The 19,311-nt window shown below is 69.4% G+C and carries 21 protein-coding genes; 10 read left to right on the top strand and 11 right to left on the bottom strand.

Going from position 1 to position 19,311, the window contains the following annotated elements; translation table 11 throughout:
* The first annotated feature begins 54 nt into the window (after positions 1-54).
* Positions 55-3,165 (top strand): diguanylate cyclase domain-containing protein, encoded by a 3,111-nt coding sequence (locus tag ACAH41_RS24015; protein ID WP_325648242.1) that lies wholly within the window; start codon positions 55-57, stop codon positions 3,163-3,165.
* Between the two features lie 24 nt (positions 3,166-3,189).
* Here the strand turns inward: ACAH41_RS24015 and ACAH41_RS24010 are convergent, their stop codons facing one another.
* Positions 3,190-4,248, bottom strand: a complete 1,059-nt coding sequence (locus tag ACAH41_RS24010) for a DUF5694 domain-containing protein (protein ID WP_325648243.1) — start codon at positions 4,246-4,248, stop codon at positions 3,190-3,192.
* Positions 4,249-4,448: 200 nt separating this feature from the next.
* Between ACAH41_RS24010 and ACAH41_RS24005 the strand changes: the two genes are divergently transcribed.
* Positions 4,449-5,177, top strand: a complete 729-nt coding sequence (locus tag ACAH41_RS24005; RefSeq protein ID WP_325648244.1) for a hypothetical protein — start codon at positions 4,449-4,451, stop codon at positions 5,175-5,177.
* A 19-nt stretch (positions 5,178-5,196) separates the two neighbouring features.
* Here the strand turns inward: ACAH41_RS24005 and ACAH41_RS24000 are convergent, their stop codons facing one another.
* Positions 5,197-5,589 carry a YkvA family protein gene (locus ACAH41_RS24000; RefSeq protein WP_325648245.1) on the bottom strand — a complete coding sequence of 131 codons (393 nt, stop codon included), beginning with the start codon at positions 5,587-5,589 and terminating at the stop codon, positions 5,197-5,199.
* A 118-nt stretch (positions 5,590-5,707) separates the two neighbouring features.
* On the opposite strand from ACAH41_RS24000, the gene ACAH41_RS23995 reads away from it, so the two are divergent.
* Together ACAH41_RS23995 and ACAH41_RS23990 are read left to right on the top strand one after the other, a co-directional pair.
* Positions 5,708-6,007, top strand: a complete 300-nt coding sequence (locus ACAH41_RS23995; protein WP_325648246.1) for a hypothetical protein — start codon at positions 5,708-5,710, stop codon at positions 6,005-6,007.
* Between the two features lie 29 nt (positions 6,008-6,036).
* Positions 6,037-6,165 carry a hypothetical protein gene (locus ACAH41_RS23990; protein ID WP_325648247.1) on the top strand — a complete coding sequence of 43 codons (129 nt, stop codon included), beginning with the start codon at positions 6,037-6,039 and terminating at the stop codon, positions 6,163-6,165.
* A 238-nt stretch (positions 6,166-6,403) separates the two neighbouring features.
* Here ACAH41_RS23990 and ACAH41_RS23985 read toward each other — a convergent pair whose 3' ends face one another.
* Positions 6,404-7,318 (bottom strand): dienelactone hydrolase family protein, encoded by a 915-nt coding sequence (locus tag ACAH41_RS23985; protein WP_325648248.1) that lies wholly within the window; start codon positions 7,316-7,318, stop codon positions 6,404-6,406.
* A 117-nt stretch (positions 7,319-7,435) separates the two neighbouring features.
* On the opposite strand from ACAH41_RS23985, the gene ACAH41_RS23980 reads away from it, so the two are divergent.
* On the top strand, positions 7,436-7,705 hold the full coding sequence (locus tag ACAH41_RS23980) for a MoaD/ThiS family protein (protein ID WP_325648249.1): 270 nt from the start codon (positions 7,436-7,438) through the stop codon (positions 7,703-7,705).
* Positions 7,706-7,764: 59 nt separating this feature from the next.
* Complete coding sequence (locus ACAH41_RS23975) at positions 7,765-8,829, top strand: exo-alpha-sialidase (RefSeq protein WP_325648250.1); 1,065 nt, start codon at positions 7,765-7,767, stop codon at positions 8,827-8,829.
* Between the two features lie 36 nt (positions 8,830-8,865).
* Here ACAH41_RS23975 and ACAH41_RS23970 read toward each other — a convergent pair whose 3' ends face one another.
* Positions 8,866-9,273, bottom strand: coding sequence for a VOC family protein (locus ACAH41_RS23970; protein WP_325648251.1), 408 nt, complete (start codon positions 9,271-9,273; stop codon positions 8,866-8,868).
* Between the two features lies 1 nt (position 9,274).
* Positions 9,275-9,802 carry an AraC family transcriptional regulator gene (locus ACAH41_RS23965; protein ID WP_325648252.1) on the bottom strand — a complete coding sequence of 176 codons (528 nt, stop codon included), beginning with the start codon at positions 9,800-9,802 and terminating at the stop codon, positions 9,275-9,277.
* A gap of 287 nt (positions 9,803-10,089) precedes the next feature.
* On the opposite strand from ACAH41_RS23965, the gene ACAH41_RS23960 reads away from it, so the two are divergent.
* The 3 genes from ACAH41_RS23960 (at position 10,090) to ACAH41_RS23950 (ending at position 12,933) form a co-directional block, all read left to right on the top strand.
* A complete protein-coding gene (locus ACAH41_RS23960; RefSeq protein ID WP_325648281.1) occupies positions 10,090-10,950 on the top strand; it encodes an alpha/beta hydrolase in 861 nt (286 codons plus the stop codon).
* A gap of 456 nt (positions 10,951-11,406) precedes the next feature.
* Positions 11,407-11,835, top strand: coding sequence for a CopG family transcriptional regulator (locus tag ACAH41_RS23955; protein WP_325648253.1), 429 nt, complete (start codon positions 11,407-11,409; stop codon positions 11,833-11,835).
* Positions 11,836-11,868: 33 nt separating this feature from the next.
* Complete coding sequence (locus ACAH41_RS23950; RefSeq protein WP_325648254.1) at positions 11,869-12,933, top strand: PHB depolymerase family esterase; 1,065 nt, start codon at positions 11,869-11,871, stop codon at positions 12,931-12,933.
* Here ACAH41_RS23950 and ACAH41_RS23945 read toward each other — a convergent pair.
* From ACAH41_RS23945 to ACAH41_RS23935, 3 genes are all read right to left on the bottom strand, one after another.
* Positions 12,908-13,684, bottom strand: coding sequence for a Crp/Fnr family transcriptional regulator (locus ACAH41_RS23945; protein WP_325648255.1), 777 nt, complete (start codon positions 13,682-13,684; stop codon positions 12,908-12,910). The genes ACAH41_RS23950 and ACAH41_RS23945 overlap by 26 nt on opposite strands.
* Before the next feature lie 218 nt (positions 13,685-13,902).
* Positions 13,903-14,124 (bottom strand): hypothetical protein, encoded by a 222-nt coding sequence (locus tag ACAH41_RS23940; protein WP_325648256.1) that lies wholly within the window; start codon positions 14,122-14,124, stop codon positions 13,903-13,905.
* A gap of 145 nt (positions 14,125-14,269) precedes the next feature.
* Positions 14,270-14,776 carry a DUF3224 domain-containing protein gene (locus ACAH41_RS23935; protein WP_325648257.1) on the bottom strand — a complete coding sequence of 169 codons (507 nt, stop codon included), beginning with the start codon at positions 14,774-14,776 and terminating at the stop codon, positions 14,270-14,272.
* A gap of 99 nt (positions 14,777-14,875) precedes the next feature.
* Between ACAH41_RS23935 and ACAH41_RS23930 the strand changes: the two genes are divergently transcribed.
* Complete coding sequence (locus tag ACAH41_RS23930) at positions 14,876-15,643, top strand: helix-turn-helix transcriptional regulator (RefSeq protein ID WP_325648258.1); 768 nt, start codon at positions 14,876-14,878, stop codon at positions 15,641-15,643.
* Between the two features lie 12 nt (positions 15,644-15,655).
* On the opposite strand, the gene ACAH41_RS23925 is transcribed toward ACAH41_RS23930, so the two are convergent.
* The 3 genes from ACAH41_RS23925 to ACAH41_RS23915 all read right to left on the bottom strand — a co-directional run bounded on the left by ACAH41_RS23925 (position 15,656) and on the right by ACAH41_RS23915 (position 19,257).
* A complete protein-coding gene (locus ACAH41_RS23925) occupies positions 15,656-16,537 on the bottom strand; it encodes an aldo/keto reductase (RefSeq protein WP_325648259.1) in 882 nt (293 codons plus the stop codon).
* Positions 16,534-17,562, bottom strand: coding sequence for a hypothetical protein (locus ACAH41_RS23920; RefSeq protein WP_325648260.1), 1,029 nt, complete (start codon positions 17,560-17,562; stop codon positions 16,534-16,536). Before ACAH41_RS23920 ends, ACAH41_RS23925 begins: the two co-directional genes overlap by 4 nt.
* A 129-nt stretch (positions 17,563-17,691) precedes the next feature.
* A complete protein-coding gene (locus ACAH41_RS23915; RefSeq protein ID WP_325648261.1) occupies positions 17,692-19,257 on the bottom strand; it encodes a Na+/H+ antiporter in 1,566 nt (521 codons plus the stop codon).
* Between the last annotated feature and the right edge of the window lie 54 nt (positions 19,258-19,311).

Raw genomic sequence — 19,311 nt, 5'->3', positions numbered from 1 at the left:
ATCTGCCGAAATTCGCGAATGGCCCGCGGTGTGCGCTGGCCCTTGATCGGTAACGTGCACCTGCCCTCCTTCGTTTCGCGCTGCTGTGCCAGCCTCTGGCTGGGCCTGATCCTCGGCTTCACCTGGCCCCTGGCGCAGGCAGCCGAGGCCGTGGCGCCTGCCGATGCCGGCCGCTGGCAGCAGTTGGCCGACCCGGTGTTCCGGCATTTCCCCATTCCCACGGCCTTGCAGGCCACGGCCATGGTGCAGGACGACCAGGGCTTCCTGTGGCTGGGCACGCAGAACGGGCTGGCGCGTTGGGACGGCTACCGGTTCCGCCACCACGAGGCCGATGCCAATCGCCCCGGGGCATTGCCCGACAGCTACATCACCACCCTGCACCGGGATGCCCTCGGCCAGGTGTGGATAGGCAGCAGTGCCGGCGGCCTGTCGCGGCTGGCACTCGACCATGCAAGCTTCATCCGCGTGCCCGGCGGGCCGAACGGACTGAGCCACCGGAGCGTGTTTGCGCTGGCGGACGATGGCCAGGGCGGCCTCTGGGTGGGCGGCGGTGCCGGGCTGGACCAGCTCGCAGCCGATGGCCGGCAGGTCCGCCGCCATGCGCAGAACGCGCACGCGCAAGGCCTGCCCGACGGAGCGGTGCAGTCGCTGCTGCGCGACCGCAGCGGCGGCCTGTGGGTGGGCACCCGCATGGGCCTGTTCCGCCGCGCTGCCGGTGCGTCGCGCTTCGAGCCGCTGCTGCTGCCTTGCGCCGACGGCAGCCCCAGCACCGTGAGCCAGTTGATCGAGGACCACGAGGGCCGCGTGTGGATCGGCACGCGGCCGCATGGCGCCTATGTCGTGGCGCCGGGCGACACCCGGGCGGTCACGGTGCAGGACAGCGAGCGCAGTGGTGCGGCCGGCCTGGCCAGCGACTCGGTGCTCGCGCTGGTCGAGGCCGCCGACGGCGATGTCTGGATCGGCACCGACGGCGGCGGCATCGTGCGGGTGGACAGCCGCAGCGGCCGCACCCGGCGGCTGCGCCACCTCGAAGGCGCGCCCGCCAGCCTGCAGGACAACGAGATCGGCATGCTCTACCGGGACCGCAGCGGCACGCTGTGGGTGGGCACCACCAACGGCCTCAGCGCCTACCGGCCGGACCAGCGCGCCGTGCTGACCTGGATGGGCCTGCCGGGCCGCGCCACCGGCATCAGCCACGGCACCGTGAGCCACCTGCTGGCCCAGCCGGACGACCGCGCCTGGCTGGCACTGGGCAATGGCGGGGTCGACATCGTCGATCCGGTGCTGGGCCGCATCGCACAGCTGCAGCCCGACGCCACCCGCCCGCGCGAAGCGCTGCCCAAGGGCCGTGTGCTGACGATGGCCGGCGGCGCCGACGGCGCGGTCTACCTCGGCACCCAGCAAGGCCTCTACCGGGCCGATGCCAACGCTCAGGCGGTGCACCGGGTGGTGGTGCCAGGCCGCGCGGAAAACGCCGCGACCTGGGCCCTGTGCCTGCAGGGCGACCAGCTCTGGCTGGGCGGGCTGGACGGCCTGTGGGGCTTTCGCGTGTTGCCCGGTGGCAGCCTGCAGCCGCTGCCGGGCGCCCGGGCCGACGCGGCGCAGCTGGGCGACGGCCGTGTCACGCGGCTGGCGCTGGCCGAGGGCGACGGGCTGTGGGTGGGCACGCGCGCCGGACTGCTGCGCTATGACCGCGGCCTGCACGAAGTCACCCGGCTGCCCGAGGACACGCCCGCGCGGCTCGGCGTGCCGGCCGCCTACATCAGTGCGATTCAGCGCGACGCGCGCGGCCGGCTGTGGATCGGCTTGTTCGGTGCCGGCATCCGTGTCGTCGAGCCCGCGCCGGCCGACGGCAGCGCGCCGAAGGTGCACCGCATCGGCCTGGCCGAAGGGCTGCCGAACAACGGCGTGGACGCCATGCTGATCGACCCCCGCGGCGACGTGTGGGCCAGCACCGACGACGGCCTGGCGCGCATCGACGGCAGCGACCTCTCCGTCACGCCGCTGCACGCGGCCGATGGTGTCGGCATCCCGTCGTACTGGGTTGGCGCCGGTGGCATCACGCCGCAGGGCGAGCTGCTGTTTGGCGGCAGCGGCGGGCTGACCATCGTGCGGCCGGAACAGCTGAGGCCCTGGAACTTCGAGGCGCCTGTGGTGGTGACCGAAGCGCTGGCCGGCGGCAGCGTGGCCAGCGGCCCGGCCACGGCTGGCGAAGTGCTCACGCTGCCGGTCGGCAAGCGCGAGCTGTCGGTCGAATTTGCTGCGCTGGACTATTCGGCCCCGGAGGCCAACCGCTACGCCTACCGCCTCAAGGGCTTCGACGCCGAATGGCTGCCCACCGACCCCAGCCGCCGCCTGGCCCGCTACACCAACCTGCCCGCTGGCGACTACGTGCTGGAGCTGCGCGGCTCGAACCGCCAGGGCCACTGGTCCGAGCCGCTGCGCTGGCCGGTGCGCGTGCTGCCAGCCTGGTACGAAACGACCTGGTTCCGCATTGCGCTGGGCCTGGCCGCGCTGCTGCTGGTGGCCGGCCTGGTGCAGGGCCGCACGCTGATGCTGCGCCGCCGCCAGCAAGTCCTGGAAACGCTGGTGGCCAGCCGCACCGCCGAGCTGGAGCAGCGCAGCGCCGAGTTGCACGAAAGCGAGCGCCAGCTGCAGCAGATGGCCTATTACGACGGCCTCACCGGCCTGGCCAACCGCCGGCTGTTCAACGAAGACCTGAAGCGCCTGCTGGCCGAGGCCCAGCGCGGCCAGCCCTTCACGCTGCTGCTGCTGGACCTCGACCACTTCAAGCAGATCAACGATACCCTGGGCCACGATGCCGGTGACGCCTTGCTGGTGGCCGTGGCCCAGCGCCTGCGCGAAGCCGTGCGCGAGGTGGACCGTGTCGCCAGGCTGGGCGGCGACGAGTTCGCGCTGCTGCTCACCCGCACCAGCGCCACCGAGGACGTGGAGCACGTCTGCCGCCGCATCATCGACAGCCTGGACCTGGCGGTCGAACACCAGGCCCAGCACCTGCAGGCCAGCGCCAGCATCGGCCTGGCCCGCTGCCCGAACGAGGCCGGCAGCGCCGTCGAACTCTACAAGCGCGCCGACCTCGCGCTCTACGCCGCCAAGCGCGCCGGCCGCCGCGGCTGGCGCTGGTACACGCCAGCCGCCAACTGAGCGGACGCCGGACCGCTCATCAAGTCACTTCAAGGCCTTTGCCACGTCGACGATGTCCACCCCCGACAGCTGGCCCAGCCAATGGTCGAACCACGGCTTGTGCGAGGCGCCGACGATGGACAGCACCCGGGCGCCAGGGCGTTCGCGAAAAGTCTCGTGGATGTTGGCCACCATGCGCAGGTTGCGGATCTCCCAGCCTGCAACCCAGATCTGCGGATAGCCCTCCGGCGACCTGGCGCGCAAGGCCGCGGCAACGTTGACCTCCGCGAGCATGCGCAAGCCTTCGGGATCGTTGAGGAAGCGGTACATCGGCAGCAGGTCAGGGGCCTGGAGCAAAACCTTCTCCCGCTTCTCACGTTCGTTCAACGCCCCTCTTCCCGAAGCCCATGCAGCCTCGATCACCCGCCCGAACGCCTTCGTGTCCGCGACATCGAGGCTGTCCCCGGTGTGGTTGTCCACGGCGAAGACGCGCTGCAGGCCCAGCCGCGCCGCCAGGCGCGCACCCAACTGGTAGTCCTCGTTGTTGCGCGTCCCGATCTGACCGAGCATGGCCACCAGCGGCGCGTCCAGCGTGTCACCAGCGCGCTGCTCGGCAGCCGGCAACTGCAGCCACTGCACATAGGCCGACGCTGGCTCGTTCGCCGCCAGGAACAGCGCAGCCAGGCGCCGCCGCTGTACCGGCGTCGGCTGCGCAGGCCAGGCCTTGAGCGTCTTGTTCACTTCGGCAATGGCGGCCGGCACATCCAGCCCGGTGGCCGCCTTTGCCAGGTCGGTCGGCGCACAGTAGTCCGCGCCGTACTTGGCCGGATGGCGCGCCGCGAGATCACATTCCTCGCCAGGCAGCGCCTCGATGGTGATGATGTCCGGCCTGAAGCCCGCCAACCGGTCCAGCAAGCCCTGCAGCGTGGCCGGATCAAAGCCCTGCGGCAATTCGCGCAGGTGCATCGTGCCCAGCACCAGCACCTGCGCGCGAGGTCCCACCATGTCCCGGTCCAGCGAGGCCAGGTCAACCTGCGCCTGTGCCTGTGTCACGACGGCAAGCGCCACCCACGCCCCGCCCAGCCACTTTTTCCACGTGCCCACTTCGCATGTCTCCCGAGGTTGAAAGCGCAGCTTCGGCAGGGAGAAGCCCCATCGCTTCTTGCCAACCACTTCGCCTCGGCGACTGTAGCGAGCGCTACGCCGCAGCGTCCGCCAGCGCGCGACGAAACGGCCATTTGGCAGGAGGAACCCGCGCTTCTGGCGATGAGCGTCGCCGCCCGCACCTGCGTCAATGCAGCAGCATGCTGGCCGTGATCAGGTCGAGCGAGCCCGTGGGTGAGTTCGCATGGTCGAAGTCGAGCCGGACCCGGCCGACAGCGGCCTGCACCGCCGACCGCTTGCCGCGGACTGGGTGCAACAAGAATTCCGACCTCGATGTCCATCGACCCGCCCCCACCACGTTCATCCAAGTGAGCCGCCGCGACCTCCGTGTTGCCACGGGCCGGAGGCGAACCACCATCGGAGGGGAACAAGGCCATGCACAAGCTGCTCGGTGTGATCGCGATGATCGTCGGCATCGGTGCGGGCACGATGGCGCTTCTGTTGTCGAAGAGGCGACCATGAAAACAAGTGCATCTCGACTCAGCCTGGGCGGCAAAACCCGTGTGGGCTGGGGCGGCCGCGGGGGGGCCGATCTGTTCGGTGTTGAAGGCGGCGTTCTGACCTTGCGTGGTCTGCGGACCTACCGCTTCACGCCCGATCAGGTGGTGGCCATCGAGCCGCTGGGGCCGCGCTGGCTCAGCGGTGGGGTGCGCGTCGTGCACAACCAGGCGGACTACCCGCGCTTGATGAGCTTCTACTGCAGCGGCGGCAGTGCGAAGGTGTTCGAACTGCTGGCCCTTGCCGGCTTCGTGCCACGCGGCACCGGGCCCGCCGCAGGGCGGTCGCGGCTGCGCGCGGCGGTCTTCCCGTTGCTCGTGCTGCTGGTGATCAACGTGATCGTCTCGGGTCTGTTACGGCTGTTGCACTGATCGGCCAACGGGCCGAGGGTCACTCCGCCCCGCGCAGCCAGTACAAGAGCGCAAAACCAATGACCAACCACAGCGCCACCACGAGGACGATCCCTGCCCGGCTGTTCGGCTTCTTGCCGTTGGCTTGCATCCACGCGTCCGCCTGCGCGCGGCATTCGGTGAGGACTTCCGGTGGCAAGAGCCGGATGGCCAACCAGATCAGGCCGGGCAGCAGCAGCACGTCGTCGAGGTAGCCCAGGACGGGAATGAAGTCCGGGATCAGGTCGATGGGACTCAGCGCGTACGCCACGACGAACACCCCGAGGGCCTTCGCGTACCAGGGCGTGCGGGGATGCTTGCCGGCAAACCAGAGCGTCACGCCGTCGCGCTTGATTCGCCTGGCCCAGGTCTTCAGGTGCTTGCTCAGCGTCATGGGAAGCGAAGCGCGGTGGGGGCGCGCTGCTGCTGTTTGTCCCGCACTCTAGTGGACCTGCGTTCCTGCCGGCATGAGACCTTGCCCTCGCCAACGCGGCTCGCGTACAGTCCGCCCCATGCGCAAGCAGTTCGCCATCTTCGCCTTGCTGCTGGGCTGCCTGTTCATGGTCCAGTCCAGCCTGGCCATGGCTGCGGTCTACCGTGGCTGCTGCCTCGAAGATTGCAAGGGACAGGGCAGTTGCGTCGACATGAGTTGCCAGGCCTGCCAGGTCCCGGCTGCGGCGCCCGCCCAGGCGACCGCGCCGTTGCGTGCGGCCACCGCTGCGCGCGCTGCGCCCGAAACCCTGGCGCCTTCGCCCGAAGGCATGATCCACGACGTTTGGCGTCCACCGGATGTGAAGACTCTGCTCATCTGAACCAAGTTTTCAACATCAAGGACGCAATCATGAAATCCCGTTTCCTCAAGCTCTCGGCCGCCATCGCGCTGGCCACCCTGTCCACCGTCGCGCTCGCAGCCAACGCCTGCTGCGGCGACCTGGCCTGCTGCCTGCAGCACCTGGCCTGCTGCCTCTGACGCAGCGCCACGGACATTGAGCACTGAGCGGGCCTGAAGCGCCCGCGGCCGGCGTCGAAAGGCGCCGGCCATCAAAAGACATTGCGCAAGCGCGAGGCCCAGCAGTCAGGCTGCGCGCAGGTAGGGCTCGGAGCGACTGGCCGGTCATCGCGGCGTCGAAGCCTGACGGCTTGGCCAGGCCCAGGCTGTCCAGCACGTCGGACACGTTGCACCATCTCCAACACCGGTCTGGGCAAGTTCAGCGCAGCGTCCGGTTGAACAGCGCCAGCGCACGGCCCCAGGCCTGTTGCGCGGCGGCGGCGTCGAAGCGTGGCGTCGTGTCGTTGTTGAAGCCGTGCTGGGTGCCGGCGTACTTGAAGGCTTCGTACTTCACGCCGGCGGTTTTCAGGCCGGCCTCGTAGGCGGGCCAGGCGGCGTTGATGCGCTCGTCGTTGTCGGCGTAGGCCAGCACCAGTTCGGCCTTGATGCGGCTGACTTCTTCGGCTGGCGGCGGTGCGCCGTAGAAAGGCGCACCGGCCCGCAGCTCGGGCACGCGGGCGGCGAGGAAATTCACCATGCCGCCGCCGTAGCAGAAGCCGATGGCGCCGAGCTTGCCGTTGTTGCCTGGCAGCGTGCGGGCATGGGCTGCTGCGGCGAGGAAGTCCTCGCGGGTCTTGGCCTGGTCCAGCTTGCCGAACAGGTCGCGCGCCTTGTCTTCGTCGCCGGGGTAGCCGCCCAGCGTGAACAGCGCGTCGGGTGCGATGGCGATGAAGTTCTCCAGCGCCAGCCGGCGGGCGATGTCCTCGATGTGCGGGTTCAGCCCGCGATTCTCGTGCACCACCAGCACCACCGGCAGCGGCCCGCTGGCCTGCGCCGGTCGCGCCACATAGGCGCGCACCTTGCCATGGCCGGCGGGCGAGGCAAACTCGACCGACTCGGTCTTGACCCGCGGGTCCGTCGGCGGCACCTTCTGCGCCCGTGCGAAGTCCGGGCTCAGCGCGGCCAGCAGGCCGAGCGACGTGGTGCCGGCTGCCGTGGCGAAGCGGGTCGCACGGTCGAGGAAGCCGCGCCGGTCGATGTCGCCATGCACGTACTGGTCGAACAGGCACCACAGCTCGGGATCGATCTCCAGCGTGGTGACGGTGGGGCTGACGCGCGCAGCGGGCTGAGTCATGGCAGAACCTTGGGTTGAGGAAAAGGTGCGTGCCTTGTACACCTGCGGCAAAGTCGCTCGCGGCGCCAAGGGCATCTCCCGGCGCCAAAGCGGCTTGGCGTGCGGCATCATTTGGCCGTGGCCCACATCGCCTTCACCTCGCAGCTGCAGCGCTTCACCGAAACGCCGGAGTTCGACACGCCTGCGGCGACGCTGGGCGAGGCGCTGGCGGCCGCTTTCGAGCGCAATGCCCGGCTGCGGCCGTACATCCTCGATGAACAGGGCCACTTGCGCCAGCATGTGGTGATCTTCATCGAGGACCGGCGGGCGCAGGACCGCATTGGCCTGACCGACCCGCTGGCCCCGGCCGACAGGGTCTACGTGTTGCAAGCCCTGACGGGCGGTTGACGGAGGGGGCCTGACGCGAAGCGGCGGGTTGGGGGCGCCCTCGACAAGGAGCAGAAGACATGGACGATCGTGCCTGGGTGGCCACCCGCAAAGGCTTGTTCGAGCTCCGCCTTCGGGCGGGTGCCTGGGCGGTGGCGCGCGCCAGCTTTGTTGGCGACCCGGTGAGCAACGTGCTGCCGCCGGACGCATCGGGCCACATGCTGGCGGCCCTGCACCTCGGCCACTTCGGCGTCAAGCTGCACCGCTCGGAAGACGCAGGTGCGAGCTGGCACGAGGTGGACGCGCCCAGCCTGCCGGCCCAACCCGCCGATGCCGAGGGCCCGCCGTGGAAGGTGACGATGATCTGGTCGCTCGAACGCGCCGGCGCATCCGTCTTCGCCGGCACCTTGCCCGGCGCGCTCTTCCGCTCCGGCGATGGCGGCGCCAGCTGGCAACTGGCGCAGGCCTTGTGGCAGCGCCCCGAGCGCCCGTCCTGGACCGGCGGCGGCTACGACCAGCCCGGCATCCATTCGATCTGCCCGCAGCCCGGCGGCACCGTGTTGGTGGGCGTGAGCTGCGCAGGCGTGTGGCTCACGCAGGACGACGGCGCCACCTGGCGCCAGGCGGCCCACGGCATGCGCGCGGACTTCATGCCGCCGGACCAGGCCTTCAATCCCGAGGTGCAGGACCCGCACGCCATCGTGCGCTGCGCGGCCACGCCCGATGTGCTCTGGTGCCAGCACCACAACGGCATCTTCCGCTCCACCAATGGCGGCACGCAGTGGACCGAAGTGATTGCACCGCTGTCGGTGTTCGGCTTTGCAGTGGCGGCGCACCCGCTGGACCCGCAGACCGCCTGGTTCGTCCCGGCCGTGAAGGACCAGTGCCGCGTGCCGGTCAACGGCGCGCTGGTGGTCAACCGCACACGCGACGGCGGTGCCAGCTTCGAGACGCTGCGCGCCGGCCTGCCCCAGCAGGACTGCTACGACCTGATGTACCGGCATGGCCTGGCGGTGGACAGCCGCGGCCAGGGCCTGCTGATGGGCAGCACCACCGGCGGCCTGTGGGCCAGCCACGACGCCGGCGATCAATGGACGGCCCTGCCGGCGCGGCTGCCACCCGTCTACGCTGTGCGCTTCGGCTGAACCAGGCTCACCCAATGAGGTGCCTGAACATCGATTTCAGCCGCGCATCTGGATCATCTTCCAGCCATTGCCGGAAGGGTCGCGGAAGCCGGCGTCCACAGTGCCGTAGCGGTCCGTGGGCTCCTGCGTGAACTCCACGCCCAGGCCCAGCAGCCGGTCGTAGGCGGCGCGGCAGTTGTCCACACGCAGCACCAGCGGCGGCATCGCGCCCTTGGCGACCATCGCGTTCAGCGTCTGCGCGGTGGCGGCGTCGTGCACCGGCGGGCCGGGCTTGAACAGCCCGAGCTGGAAGCCGGGCTGTTCCGGGTGCTGGACCGTGAGCCAGCGGTAGTCGCCATTGCCCACGTCCGCCTGCACGCGAAAGCCGAGTTTCTCGACATAAAACGCGAGCGCCTCGTCCTGGTCGCGCACGTACACGCCGACCACATCAATGCCTGGATTCATTTCAAAGCTCCTGGTTGCCAGGCGCTTTTGTACCGCCGGTGCCACGGCGCCGCTTCTCCGAAACTGCCATCGTGAGATCGGGCCGGTGCGCAGCGCTGAGGATGCAGGCCGGCACGCGGCCGAGGTCATGCCCCGCTGCGCGGGCACGTGCCCGCACCGCGCTGGGCGTCTCACCGGTGATGTCCCGGAAGGTCCGGCCAAACGTGCCCAGGCTTTCCCAGCCGGTGTGGAAGGCGATCTCGGTGACGGGCCAGTCGGTCTCGCGCAGCAGCGCGGTGGCGCGCTCGATGCGCCGCGTCAGCAGGTAGCGGTGCGGCGGCACGCCGAAGGCCTGCTTGAACGAGCGCGCGAAGTGCGCCTCGGACACGCCGCTCACCTGCGCCAGCCGCTGCACCGGCCAGGCCTCCTGCGAGGCGGCGTCCATGCGGTCCTTGGCGCGCAGCAGCCGGCGCAGCAACGCCGGGTCCTGGTGGGAAGGCCCGTCGCCGTGGGGCGCGGGCAGGTCTTCGGAAGCGGTGTTTCGCGGCATTGGTGGGCACCCGGTGCTGCGGCGACTGTAAACAAGTCCTGCCCCTTTCGGCCGAGCATTTCGTGCCTGGACCGGGCCGCAGTTTTCCCTCGCGAACGCGAGATGCCAAGGGCCGGCGCCTTGCGCAACATGGACCTCCGCAAACCCGCAATCTCCATCGCAGAGGTCTCTTCATGACAAGCATCACGAACCGCCGTCCCGGCATGCAAGGCCAGCCCGGCCGCGAGTTCTCCAGCATCGCGCACAAGGTCCGCAGCGTCTTCGCCATCCTGGCGACTGTGTTGTCGATGGCCGCCGCATCGCCCGCACTTGCACAGGCGCCACAGAGCAAGTTCGCCGAGGTCAATGGCGTCAAGCTGCACTACCTGGTCGCAGGGTCAGGTGACCCCATCATCCTGATGCACGGCTATGCCGAGACCAGCCACATGTGGCTGCCGCTGATCAAGGCGCTGCAGAAGAACCACCTGGTGATCGCGCCGGACCTGCGCGGCTTCGGCGAATCCAGCATGCCAGAGACGGACTACACCAAGGCCCAGATGGCGCGCGACATCCACGGCCTGGCCGAGACGCTGAAGCTCGGCCGGGTGCGCATCGTCGGCCACGACATCGGCCTGATGGTGGCCTATGCCTACGCGGCCCAGTACCCGAACGAAGTCGACCGCATCGCGTTGATGGACGCCTTCCTGCCCGGCGTGGGCGACTGGCAATCGGTCTGGCTGCTGCGCGACCTGTGGCACTTCCACTTCTACGGCAAGACGCCGCTGGCCCTGGTGGACGGCCGCGAGCGCATCTACTTCGAGCACTTCTGGAACGACTTCGCCGCGGACCCCAAGCATTCGATCCCCGAAGCAGACCGCGTCTTCTATGCCAACACCTACGGCAAGCCCGGCCGCATGCGCGCCGGCTTCGAAGTCTTCCACGCCTTCGCGCAGGACGCAGTCGACTTCGCGCAGTTCGCCAAGACCCCGCTGACGATGCCGATGCTGGTGCTGACCGGCGAGAAGGCCTCCGGCCAGACCCTGATCACCCAGGCCAAGCTGGTCAACACCAACGTCGAGGGCGTGATCGTGCCGAACTCGGGCCACTGGCTGATGGAAGAGGCCACCGACCAGGTCGTGCCCAAGCTGGTGGCGTTCCTCAACAAGTAGTGCGCTGCGTGGCGGCGCCGCCCATCGCCGATGCAGGCCCGTGTCCCGGAACAAGGCAATGAGGTGCCTCTATCATCCTGCAGAATCGAAAGGAAGGGCGGCGCCAGTGCGGCCAGTGTGAACCGCGCGAGACGCCGCCCTTCGGAACAGCGGGATCAGGCCGCCGGCGCTGCCGTCTCCGGCACCTCTTGGGCCGGTGTGCCGGCCTTGCGCCGGTGCGCCGCCCAGCCCGGCACACCAAGGCCAAGAGAGGTTTGAGTTTCATGTCAGGTCCTGTGTGAAGAAGTGGAATGAAGGCACATCCATCGAAGCACTCATGGCGCCTTCCTTGCCATCGCCTTTCGAATGCCGACCTGGCAGCGGCGTGTGCGCCCTGCGGCGCCCGCGGCGGAACGGCGGGGACCTGCTGGCAAAGGGGTTAAATACCATCCAAGTGGATGGTCGTATGATGCGGCCATGCCTCGCAGAACGGCCCACGCCGCCCCCGCCCTGACGCCCACCGACGAAAAGATCACGCTGAACCTCGGCTACGTGGACCTCGGGCAGATCGACCTGCTGGTGCAGGAAGGCTTTTATGCCAACCGCAGCGACTTCATCCGCACCGCCATCCGCCAGCACCTGGGCAGCCACGCCGAGGCGGTGCGCCAGGTGGTGTCGCGCAAGACGCTGGTGCTGGGCATCCAGCACTACAGCGCAGCCGATTTGCAGGCGGTGCAGGCGGCCGGCCAGCAACTGCAGATCCGGGTGCTGGGCCTGGCTTCGCTGGGTGCGGACGTGACGCCGGAGCTGGCGCTGGCCACCATCGAATCGCTCACCGTGCTGGGCGCGCTGCGTGCCAGCGGCGAGGTCAAGCGCGCGCTCGCAGAACGCATCCGCTACAGCTGAGCGCCGCCTCTTTTCCTTGTTGAAAGCCCCTTGATGCCCTTGCCCTTTCAGGACACCCTGGCAGAAGCCACGCGGCTGACCCGCTCAGGCCAGCTGCAGGCGGCCACCGAGCTGCTGCGCAAAAGCTTGGGCCGACCATGGGGCCCAGCCGCCCCGGCCCACAGCGCTGCGCCGCAGGACGTGATCGACGTGGAGGCCACCGAGCTGCCACGCGAACCAACCGGCGCCACCCCATCGCCCGGCGGCACGGCCCGCTTCCTCGCGGGCCAGCACGAATGCGCGGCAGGCCAGCGCAGCTACAAGCTCTTCGTGCCGCCAGGCGCAGGAGAACGCGCCATGCCGCTGGTGGTGATGCTGCACGGCTGCACCCAGCACCCGGACGACTTCGCCGCCGGCACCGCGATGAATGCCGCAGCGGTCGAACAAGGCTTTGTGGTGCTGTACCCGGCGCAGTCCCAGCAGGCCAACCCGCAGCGCTGCTGGAGCTGGTTCAAGCACAACCACCAGCAGCGCGGCCGTGGTGAGCCGGCGGTGCTGGCCAGCATGACGCAGCAGGTCATTGCCGAACACGGCATCGATGCGAGCCGGGTGTATGTGGCCGGGCTGTCGGCCGGCGGTGCGATGGCGGCCATCCTGGGCGCGCTTTACCCCGAGCTGTTTGCTGCGGTGGGTGTGCATTCCGGCCTGGCGGCAGGCGCCGCGGCCGACCTGCCTTCCGCGCTGGCGGCAATGAAGGGCCAAGGCGGCGCGGGCCGGACCAGGTCCGTCGCAGCGCCCATCGCCGTGCCCACCATCGTCTTCCATGGCGACGCCGACACGACGGTGCACCCGAGCAACGGCGCCGCGGTGATCGCCGCCTGCGTGGGCGCCGGGGCTGTCGCCGAACAACAGTCGCTCAGCGGCGCATCGGGGCGCGATTGCACCCGCAGCGTCTATCGCCAGCCCGATGGGCGCACGCGCGCCGAACACTGGCTGGTGCATGGCGCCGGCCACGCCTGGTCAGGCGGCCAGCCGGCAGGCTCCTACACCGACCCCCGCGGACCGGACGCCACCGAGGCCATGCTGCGGTTTTTCATGCAGCACCGTCACACGCCGTGAGCTCGCGACCGCCGCTGTTGTTGTCGCTGCCGGCATTGCCGCCGTCCCTGGGCAGCAGGCGCTCGTACTCCGCCCTGACCGCGGCATAACACTCGCAGGTGCGTTGCTCCAGCCCGGGGCGGTCCAGCACGCTGATGTGGCCGCGGCGGTACTGGATGAGCCCGGCGCGTTGCAGGTTGGCCGCCGCCTCGGTCACGCCCTCGCGGCGCACGCCCAGCATGTTGGCGATCAACTCCTGCGTCATCACCAGCTCCGAGCTTTGCAGGCGGTCCAGGCTGAGCAGCAGCCAGCGGCACAGCTGCTGGTCCAGCGAATGGTGGCGGTTGCAGACGGCCGTCTGCGCCATCTGCGTGATCAGTGCCTGCGTGTAGCGAAGCAGCAGGTGCATCACTGCAACCGAGCGGTTGAACTCGGCCTTCAGCAAAGGGCCGCGCATGCGAAAACCGGCACCGGCGCTCTGCACCACCGAACGGCTGGTGGTGGTCTCGCCGCCCATGAACAGCGAAATGCCGACGATGCCGTCGTTGCCGACCACGGCGATCTCGGCTGCGTCGCCATCCTCCATCACATAGAGCAGCGAGACGATGGCAGTGGTGGGGAAGTACACATGGGCCATGCCCATGCCGGACTCGTAAAGCACCTCGCCCAAGGGCAAATCCACCGGTTCCAGCATGGGCAGCCAGCGGGCCCATTCATCGGCAGGCAGCGCCGCGAGCAGGCGGTTTTGCTTCGGATCTGGACTGCTTGCCATGGCGCCTCCCGCAGGGGCCAGCACCGACGGGCGCCGACGCGGCAACCCGGGCCGGACTGGCCAGGCAGTATGGCAGCACAGGCCGCAAACGCGGTATCGCGTACTCCGGGCCCACCAGCGCCCTGGCCACCAGGTGACACCTGCGGCCGTTGTCGCTCAGCTGGTCACGCTGTCTGTCTGTGGCGCACACAGGCTGCGAACTGCGGGGGACGGCTGCGCTAACCGCCTGCGAAGGGCGCTGCCTGGCGCCGGATGCGCAACAGGATGCGCTGGGTCTGCCAGGCCACCAGCGAGCGTTTCAGCACCAGCAGCCGGCTCAGCGCCTCGCGCCGGTCGGCATGCAGGCTCACCGTGGCCAGGTGCAGCTGCAACTGGTCGATGTGGACCTCGATCTGCTGTATTCGGGCGTCCAGCGCTTCAAGTGTGAAGACTTGTTCCATGGCCATCCTTTCGACCGAATCATTCTGCGCTTTCATGTGCCTCTTCAGGCCAACGGCAAACCCTCCCCAGCCCGCCTTGGCAGTCACATGAAGGTACGACAGCGCACAGACGCCGATGCGGCGCAGATCGCCGAAACCATGGGCTTCAGGGCTGCGGCAACTGCCAGTCCAGCTGGTAGAAATGCTGGCCGTCGCGGATGTCGATGTTCATGGTGCCACCGAGGCCCGCCAGCTCGCCGGTGCCTGAGTCCGGCACGACGCGGATGGTCAGCGAGGGCTGGCCCCTGTCCATCACGCCGAAGTGCATCAGCACGAAGCTGCCGCGGCGTCCGGCCAGCTGGCCTTCCACCCGCTCCATCGCCACGTAGCCGGCAGAGCCCGGCGTGGCCGTGCCGGCCGCCAGCATCTCGCCCAGGCTGGTGGCTTGCAGGTCACCCTGGAAGGTCTTGTGGATGGCCTTGCGGCCCAGCTGCGCCGCCTCGGTGCCGGCGGCGACCGGCTGGTTGGACAGCTGGACTTCGAATGTTCCCTTGGCTTGCATCTGTGCTCCTGTTCGGCTGGTCTGGGCGACACTGGGTGCTGCCACGCTCAAGCCGATGCTGCCTGCGGCCACGGCCCGCAGCCAGCATCGGCGATCGATCAACGGGTTCATGTTCACCTCCATGCGCCGCATTGCAACGCAGCGCCGCCGACCATGATTGGAAAAACGCGACCTGCCTCACTCCGAGCCGTCCCTGGCCCGGCCCGCGGCGTGCTGAACCAGCGCCTGGACCCGGCCCGCTTCAGCCACCTGCGCGAGGCGCCGTCCGCGGCGCTGGCACCCTGGATCGACCACTTCTGGCACGTGGGCTGGGACCTGCGAGGCCTGCCGGACCAGCAGCAGCAAACCCTGCCGCACCCGAATGTGCACCTGGTGGTGGAAGACGGCCAGGTGCGGCTGTGGGGCGTACACCGGGCCCGTTTCAACAAGCGGCTCTCCGGCCACAGTTGGGCCTTCGGCATCAAGTTCCGCGCGGCGGCTTTCCAGCCGTTCTGGGGACAGCCGGTGAGCCGCCTGACTGACCGCTCGGCGCCCGCCGCGGAAGTGTTCGGACCGGCTGCCGAACGCCTGGCCGCGCACGCCGAATGGCCCGGCATGGCCACGCTGTGCGCACAGGCCCAAGCGCTGCTGCTCGCCCACCTGCCGCCGCCGGACGCCCGCGCGCAAACGCTGAGCCAGCTGGTCGAGCGCATTGCCGCGGACCCGGGCATCACCAGCGTCGAACAGCTCGGCGAGATCGCCGGCATGGGCGTGCGCCAACTGCAGCGGCTGTTCGGCCAGCACGTGGGCATCGGCCCCAAATGGATCATTGCCCGCTACCGGCTGCACGAGGCGCTGGCGCTGCTGCAAAGCGGCGAAGCCAGGCCAGACGCTGAACTCGCGCTGCGCCTGGGCTACTTCGACCAGGCCCACTTCATCCGCGATTTCAAGCGCATGGTCGGCCAGGCACCAACCGCCTATGTGAAGACGCAGGCCTGAGGCCAAACCGCCTCAAACCATCGCCAGCGGCGTCTTGCGCGTGGGGGGCGGGAAGGCGGCGTCGATGGCGGCGAGTTCGGCTTCGGTCAGCATGAGGTGCAAGGCCGCGAGGTTCTCGGCCAGGTGGGCATGCTGGACGGCCTTGGGGATGGCGACCACGTCGCCGTCGCGCAGCGTCCAGGCCAGCGCGATCTGTGCCGCGGTGGCGCCGCGGGCGGCGGCGATTTCGGCCAGCGCAGCGCTGCCAGCCAGGCTGCCCTGGCCCAGCGGGCAGTAGGCCATCAGCGGCATCTGCCGGGCCTGGTGCCAACCGCGCAGGCCGAAGTCCGGGCCGCGTTCGTCGAGTGCGTAGCAGACCTGGTTGGTGGCGCAGCGCAGCAGGCCGTCGGCGCTGCTCGCAACAGCCAGGCCTTCGAGTTCGACCAAGTCGTGCACGTCGAAGTTGGACACGCCCCATTCGCGGATCGCGCCCCTGGCCTTCTCGGCCTCGAAGGCGTCCACGGTTTCGGCCAGCGGCACGCCACCGCGCCAGTGCAGCAGGTAGACGTCGATCACTTCCAGCCCCAGCCGCTGGCGGCTGCGGTCACAGGCTGCCGGCACGCCCTTGCGGCTGGCGTTGTGCGGGTAGACCTTGCTGACGATGGTCAGGTCTTCACGGCGGACCTCCCCCGCGCGCAGCGCCTCGGCCAGCGCCTTTCCGAGCACCGTCTCGGCGCCGCCTTCGCCGTACATCTCGGCGGTGTCGAACAGCCGGTAGCCCAGCTCGATGGCATGACGGATGGCGGCGACCTCCAGCGCTGCTGCGCGCGTGGACTCGCCCATCTTCCAGGTGCCCAGCCCGAGGGCCGGCACACGCTCGCCGGTGGGCAGTGAAACGGTGCGAACAGGGTTCATCGGAATGCGGAGCTTGGTTTGGGTTTGAGCAGGTAGGCCGACTGCGCCGCAGTGACCGTGTTGAACGCGGTGCCGGTGATCCAGCCGTTTTCATTGATGGCCGCCGCGTTGGCCAGCACCCAGCCGGCCTGGCGCGTGGCCAGCGAAAGCACGCTGTTGAGGTCGGTGGTGGCGCCGTCCTGCCACAGCACCGCGTGCGAGGCGGCGTTGGCCAGCGTGAGGCTGTAGCCGACGATCTGGCCGGTGTTGTTGATGTCCGTGGCTTGGCTCAGCGAGCCGCCCAGCGTGCCCAGGTCCACAGGGGTGTCGTCCTGCCACCAGGTGGCCGTCTGGCCGTTGGAGCCGACCACCTCGCCTGCGTCGTTGATGCCGTAGCCGTAGCCCGGGCCCAGGTCGGTCGGCACGCCGCCGGTCCAGCGCACCGCGTGCACCGCCGTGTTGCCGGTCACCGCGCTGTGGCCCGCCACCTGGCCGCTGGTGTTCACCGCATAGGCGCCGCTGTAGCTGCCGCCCAGCGTGCCCAGGTCGGTCTTGCTGCTGCCCTGCCACACGGTGGCGTGGCTGTTGTTCGGGTCGCTCGGGCTGAAGTTGCTGAAGCCCACCACCAGCCCCTTGGGGTTGATGGCCAGCGCGGTACTGGTGCGGCCGCCCAGCGTGCCCAGGTCGGCGGCCACGCCGTTCTTCCACAAGGTGGCGTGGGTCTCGCCCTGCACCGTCATGCTCTTGCCAGCCACCCAGCCGCGCAGGTTCACGCCCTGCGCCACCGAAGCGCCTGGACCGCCCAGGCCAGGCAGCGCCGCCGGCGCGGCCTGCTTCCAGCGTGTGGCCTGCGCCGGCCCATCGTCCCCGAAGCCGGTCGAACCGACGACCTGCCCCAGGTCGTTCAGGCCATTGGCCCCGCTCTGCACGCCGCCCGCCAGCGGCGCCAGCAAGCTGAAGCTGTAGCGCTGCTGGGCATGGGCTTGTGCGCCCGCGAGGACAGTGGCCAGCAGCAGCGATGCGGTGACAGCGAGGTGTCGACTCATGGGGGCTCCTTCAGATGCAGACCACGGATTCAGCAGGCCAGTATGGGCCGCCACGCAAGGGCCGACAAGCTGACGAACGCGGGATGCGAAAGACGCACCGTGCGCGCAAGCGCGTGCTGCGCCGCAGCGTCACGCCTGCGCGCCGCCGCCCGCGCTCAACTCGGCCCAGTCCAGTTCCTGCACCAGCACCCGGTAGGCGTCGTCGCCAATCACCTCGTCGCGCCGCATCTCGAAAGCGCGCTGCCGCGCAACGGCAATGGCACGCCGCCGCAGCGGCCCGCCAGGCACCTCGCCAACCGCCTCGTTGTGGGACTGACTCGCATTGAGTTCGACGATGGCGCCGTATTCCTTTCGCAGCAATTTTGCGTCCAGCGAGTCGTCGTCCTTGATCGCTTCCAGCAGTGCCTGGTAGGCCTGGGTTCGGCCGAGCCGGATCTCGCGGCCCACAGGGTCGTCGTCCGTCAGGCCCACGCGCCGGATCAGCGGCTTCATCGTCAGGCCTTGCAGCACCAGCGTGCCCAGCACCACGGCGAAGGCGCAGAGCAGGATCAGGTCTCGGTAGGGGAACGGCGCACCGCCCGGCAGCGTCTCTGGGATGGCAAATGCGGCCGCCAGGGTGACGATGCCGCGCATGCCGGCCCATGACAGCACGACCGCACCGCCCACTGCTGGCTTCGGCTGCGGCCCCTCGCTCGCCCTGCGGCGAAGCCGCGGCAGCAGCAGCTTGTAGCCCATCACCCAGACGAAGCGCGCCGCGATCGCCACGGCCAGCACCACCAGCGCGGTGATGACCGCCTCGGTGCGCGCGCCGCCCGCTTCCAGCCGGCCCCAGATCGGCCGCAGCTGCAAGCCGATCAGCACAAACGCAAACGCGTTCAGCACAAAGACCACCGACTCCCAAACCGCAAAGATCGGGATGCGCATGCGTGCTGGCATCTGGATGCCGCCGCGCCGGGCCATGGTCATCGCGAAAGCGACGAGCGTCAGGATGCCTGACAGGCCCAGCGCTTCGGCCGCGATCCACACGCCGAAGGTGCTGACGAACTGCAGAATCAGCGAGGTTGGCACGTCGCTCACGCCGCGCGTCAGCCAGGGCATCAGCCGCGCGCACGCCACGCCGACGACCAGGCTGCCAAATACCGTCAGCAGGAACACCGGCGCGTAGCTGCCAAAGCCGAGGTGGCCGGTCATCATGCTCATGATGGCAAGCCGGTAGATCAGCAGCGCGCTGGCATCGTTCAGCAGGCTCTCGCCTTCCAGGATCTTCAGCAGCTTGTGCGGCAGCTTGACCTGGCGCATCACCGCGGTGGCCGCAGCCGCGTCGGGCGGCGCCACGATGGCGCCCAGCGCAATCGCCACCGGCCAGGGCATCTCCGGCACCAGCCAGCGCACCGCCAGCGCCACCGCCAGCACCGTGGTGCCCACCGCGGCAATCACCAGCCCCGCGATGGGCCGCCAGTTTGCCCGCAGGTCACGCAAGGAGGTGTCGTAGGCAGCGTCCAGCAGCACCGGGGCGACAAACAGCGTCAGCGCCAGTTGGGGGTCCAGCGTCCAGCCCGGACTGGATGGCAGAAAGGCCAGCAGCGCACCACCCAGCGCCAGGAAAGTCGGGTAAGGCGCGCCGAGCTTGCGTGCAATCGTCGCAAGCACCGCTGCGCCAAGCAGCAACAGGATGATCCATTCGAAGGTGGCCATGGGTCGGGTCGTCTTTGCGCGAAGCGCCGATGGTGACAGACCTTGGCCAGAGAC

This window comes from Ideonella sp., assembly GCF_041287625.1.
In the GTDB taxonomy this organism is placed as follows: domain Bacteria; phylum Pseudomonadota; class Gammaproteobacteria; order Burkholderiales; family Burkholderiaceae_C; genus Ideonella.
This window is presented reverse-complemented; position numbering and strand designations above follow the sequence as displayed.

Excerpts from the sequence above, each read along its gene's own strand:
- ACAH41_RS24005 (WP_325648244.1), top strand. The coding sequence starts at position 4,449 with ATGCTGGCCGTGATCAGGTCGAGCGAGCCCGTGGGTGAGTTCGCATGG.
- ACAH41_RS24000 (WP_325648245.1), bottom strand. The coding sequence starts at position 5,589 with ATGACGCTGAGCAAGCACCTGAAGACCTGGGCCAGGCGAATCAAGCGC.
- ACAH41_RS23995 (WP_325648246.1), top strand. The coding sequence starts at position 5,708 with ATGCGCAAGCAGTTCGCCATCTTCGCCTTGCTGCTGGGCTGCCTGTTC.
- ACAH41_RS23990 (WP_325648247.1), top strand. The coding sequence starts at position 6,037 with ATGAAATCCCGTTTCCTCAAGCTCTCGGCCGCCATCGCGCTGGCCACC.
- ACAH41_RS23985 (WP_325648248.1), bottom strand. The coding sequence starts at position 7,318 with ATGACTCAGCCCGCTGCGCGCGTCAGCCCCACCGTCACCACGCTGGAG.
- ACAH41_RS23975 (WP_325648250.1), top strand. The coding sequence starts at position 7,765 with ATGGACGATCGTGCCTGGGTGGCCACCCGCAAAGGCTTGTTCGAGCTC.
- ACAH41_RS23970 (WP_325648251.1), bottom strand. The coding sequence starts at position 9,273 with ATGAATCCAGGCATTGATGTGGTCGGCGTGTACGTGCGCGACCAGGAC.
- ACAH41_RS23965 (WP_325648252.1), bottom strand. The coding sequence starts at position 9,802 with ATGCCGCGAAACACCGCTTCCGAAGACCTGCCCGCGCCCCACGGCGAC.
- ACAH41_RS23960 (WP_325648281.1), top strand. The coding sequence starts at position 10,090 with ATGGCCGCCGCATCGCCCGCACTTGCACAGGCGCCACAGAGCAAGTTC.
- ACAH41_RS23955 (WP_325648253.1), top strand. The coding sequence starts at position 11,407 with ATGCCTCGCAGAACGGCCCACGCCGCCCCCGCCCTGACGCCCACCGAC.
- ACAH41_RS23950 (WP_325648254.1), top strand. The coding sequence starts at position 11,869 with ATGCCCTTGCCCTTTCAGGACACCCTGGCAGAAGCCACGCGGCTGACC.
- ACAH41_RS23945 (WP_325648255.1), bottom strand. The coding sequence starts at position 13,684 with ATGGCAAGCAGTCCAGATCCGAAGCAAAACCGCCTGCTCGCGGCGCTG.
- ACAH41_RS23940 (WP_325648256.1), bottom strand. The coding sequence starts at position 14,124 with ATGGAACAAGTCTTCACACTTGAAGCGCTGGACGCCCGAATACAGCAG.
- ACAH41_RS23935 (WP_325648257.1), bottom strand. The coding sequence starts at position 14,776 with ATGAACCCGTTGATCGATCGCCGATGCTGGCTGCGGGCCGTGGCCGCA.
- ACAH41_RS23925 (WP_325648259.1), bottom strand. The coding sequence starts at position 16,537 with ATGAACCCTGTTCGCACCGTTTCACTGCCCACCGGCGAGCGTGTGCCG.
- ACAH41_RS23920 (WP_325648260.1), bottom strand. The coding sequence starts at position 17,562 with ATGAGTCGACACCTCGCTGTCACCGCATCGCTGCTGCTGGCCACTGTC.
- ACAH41_RS23915 (WP_325648261.1), bottom strand. The coding sequence starts at position 19,257 with ATGGCCACCTTCGAATGGATCATCCTGTTGCTGCTTGGCGCAGCGGTG.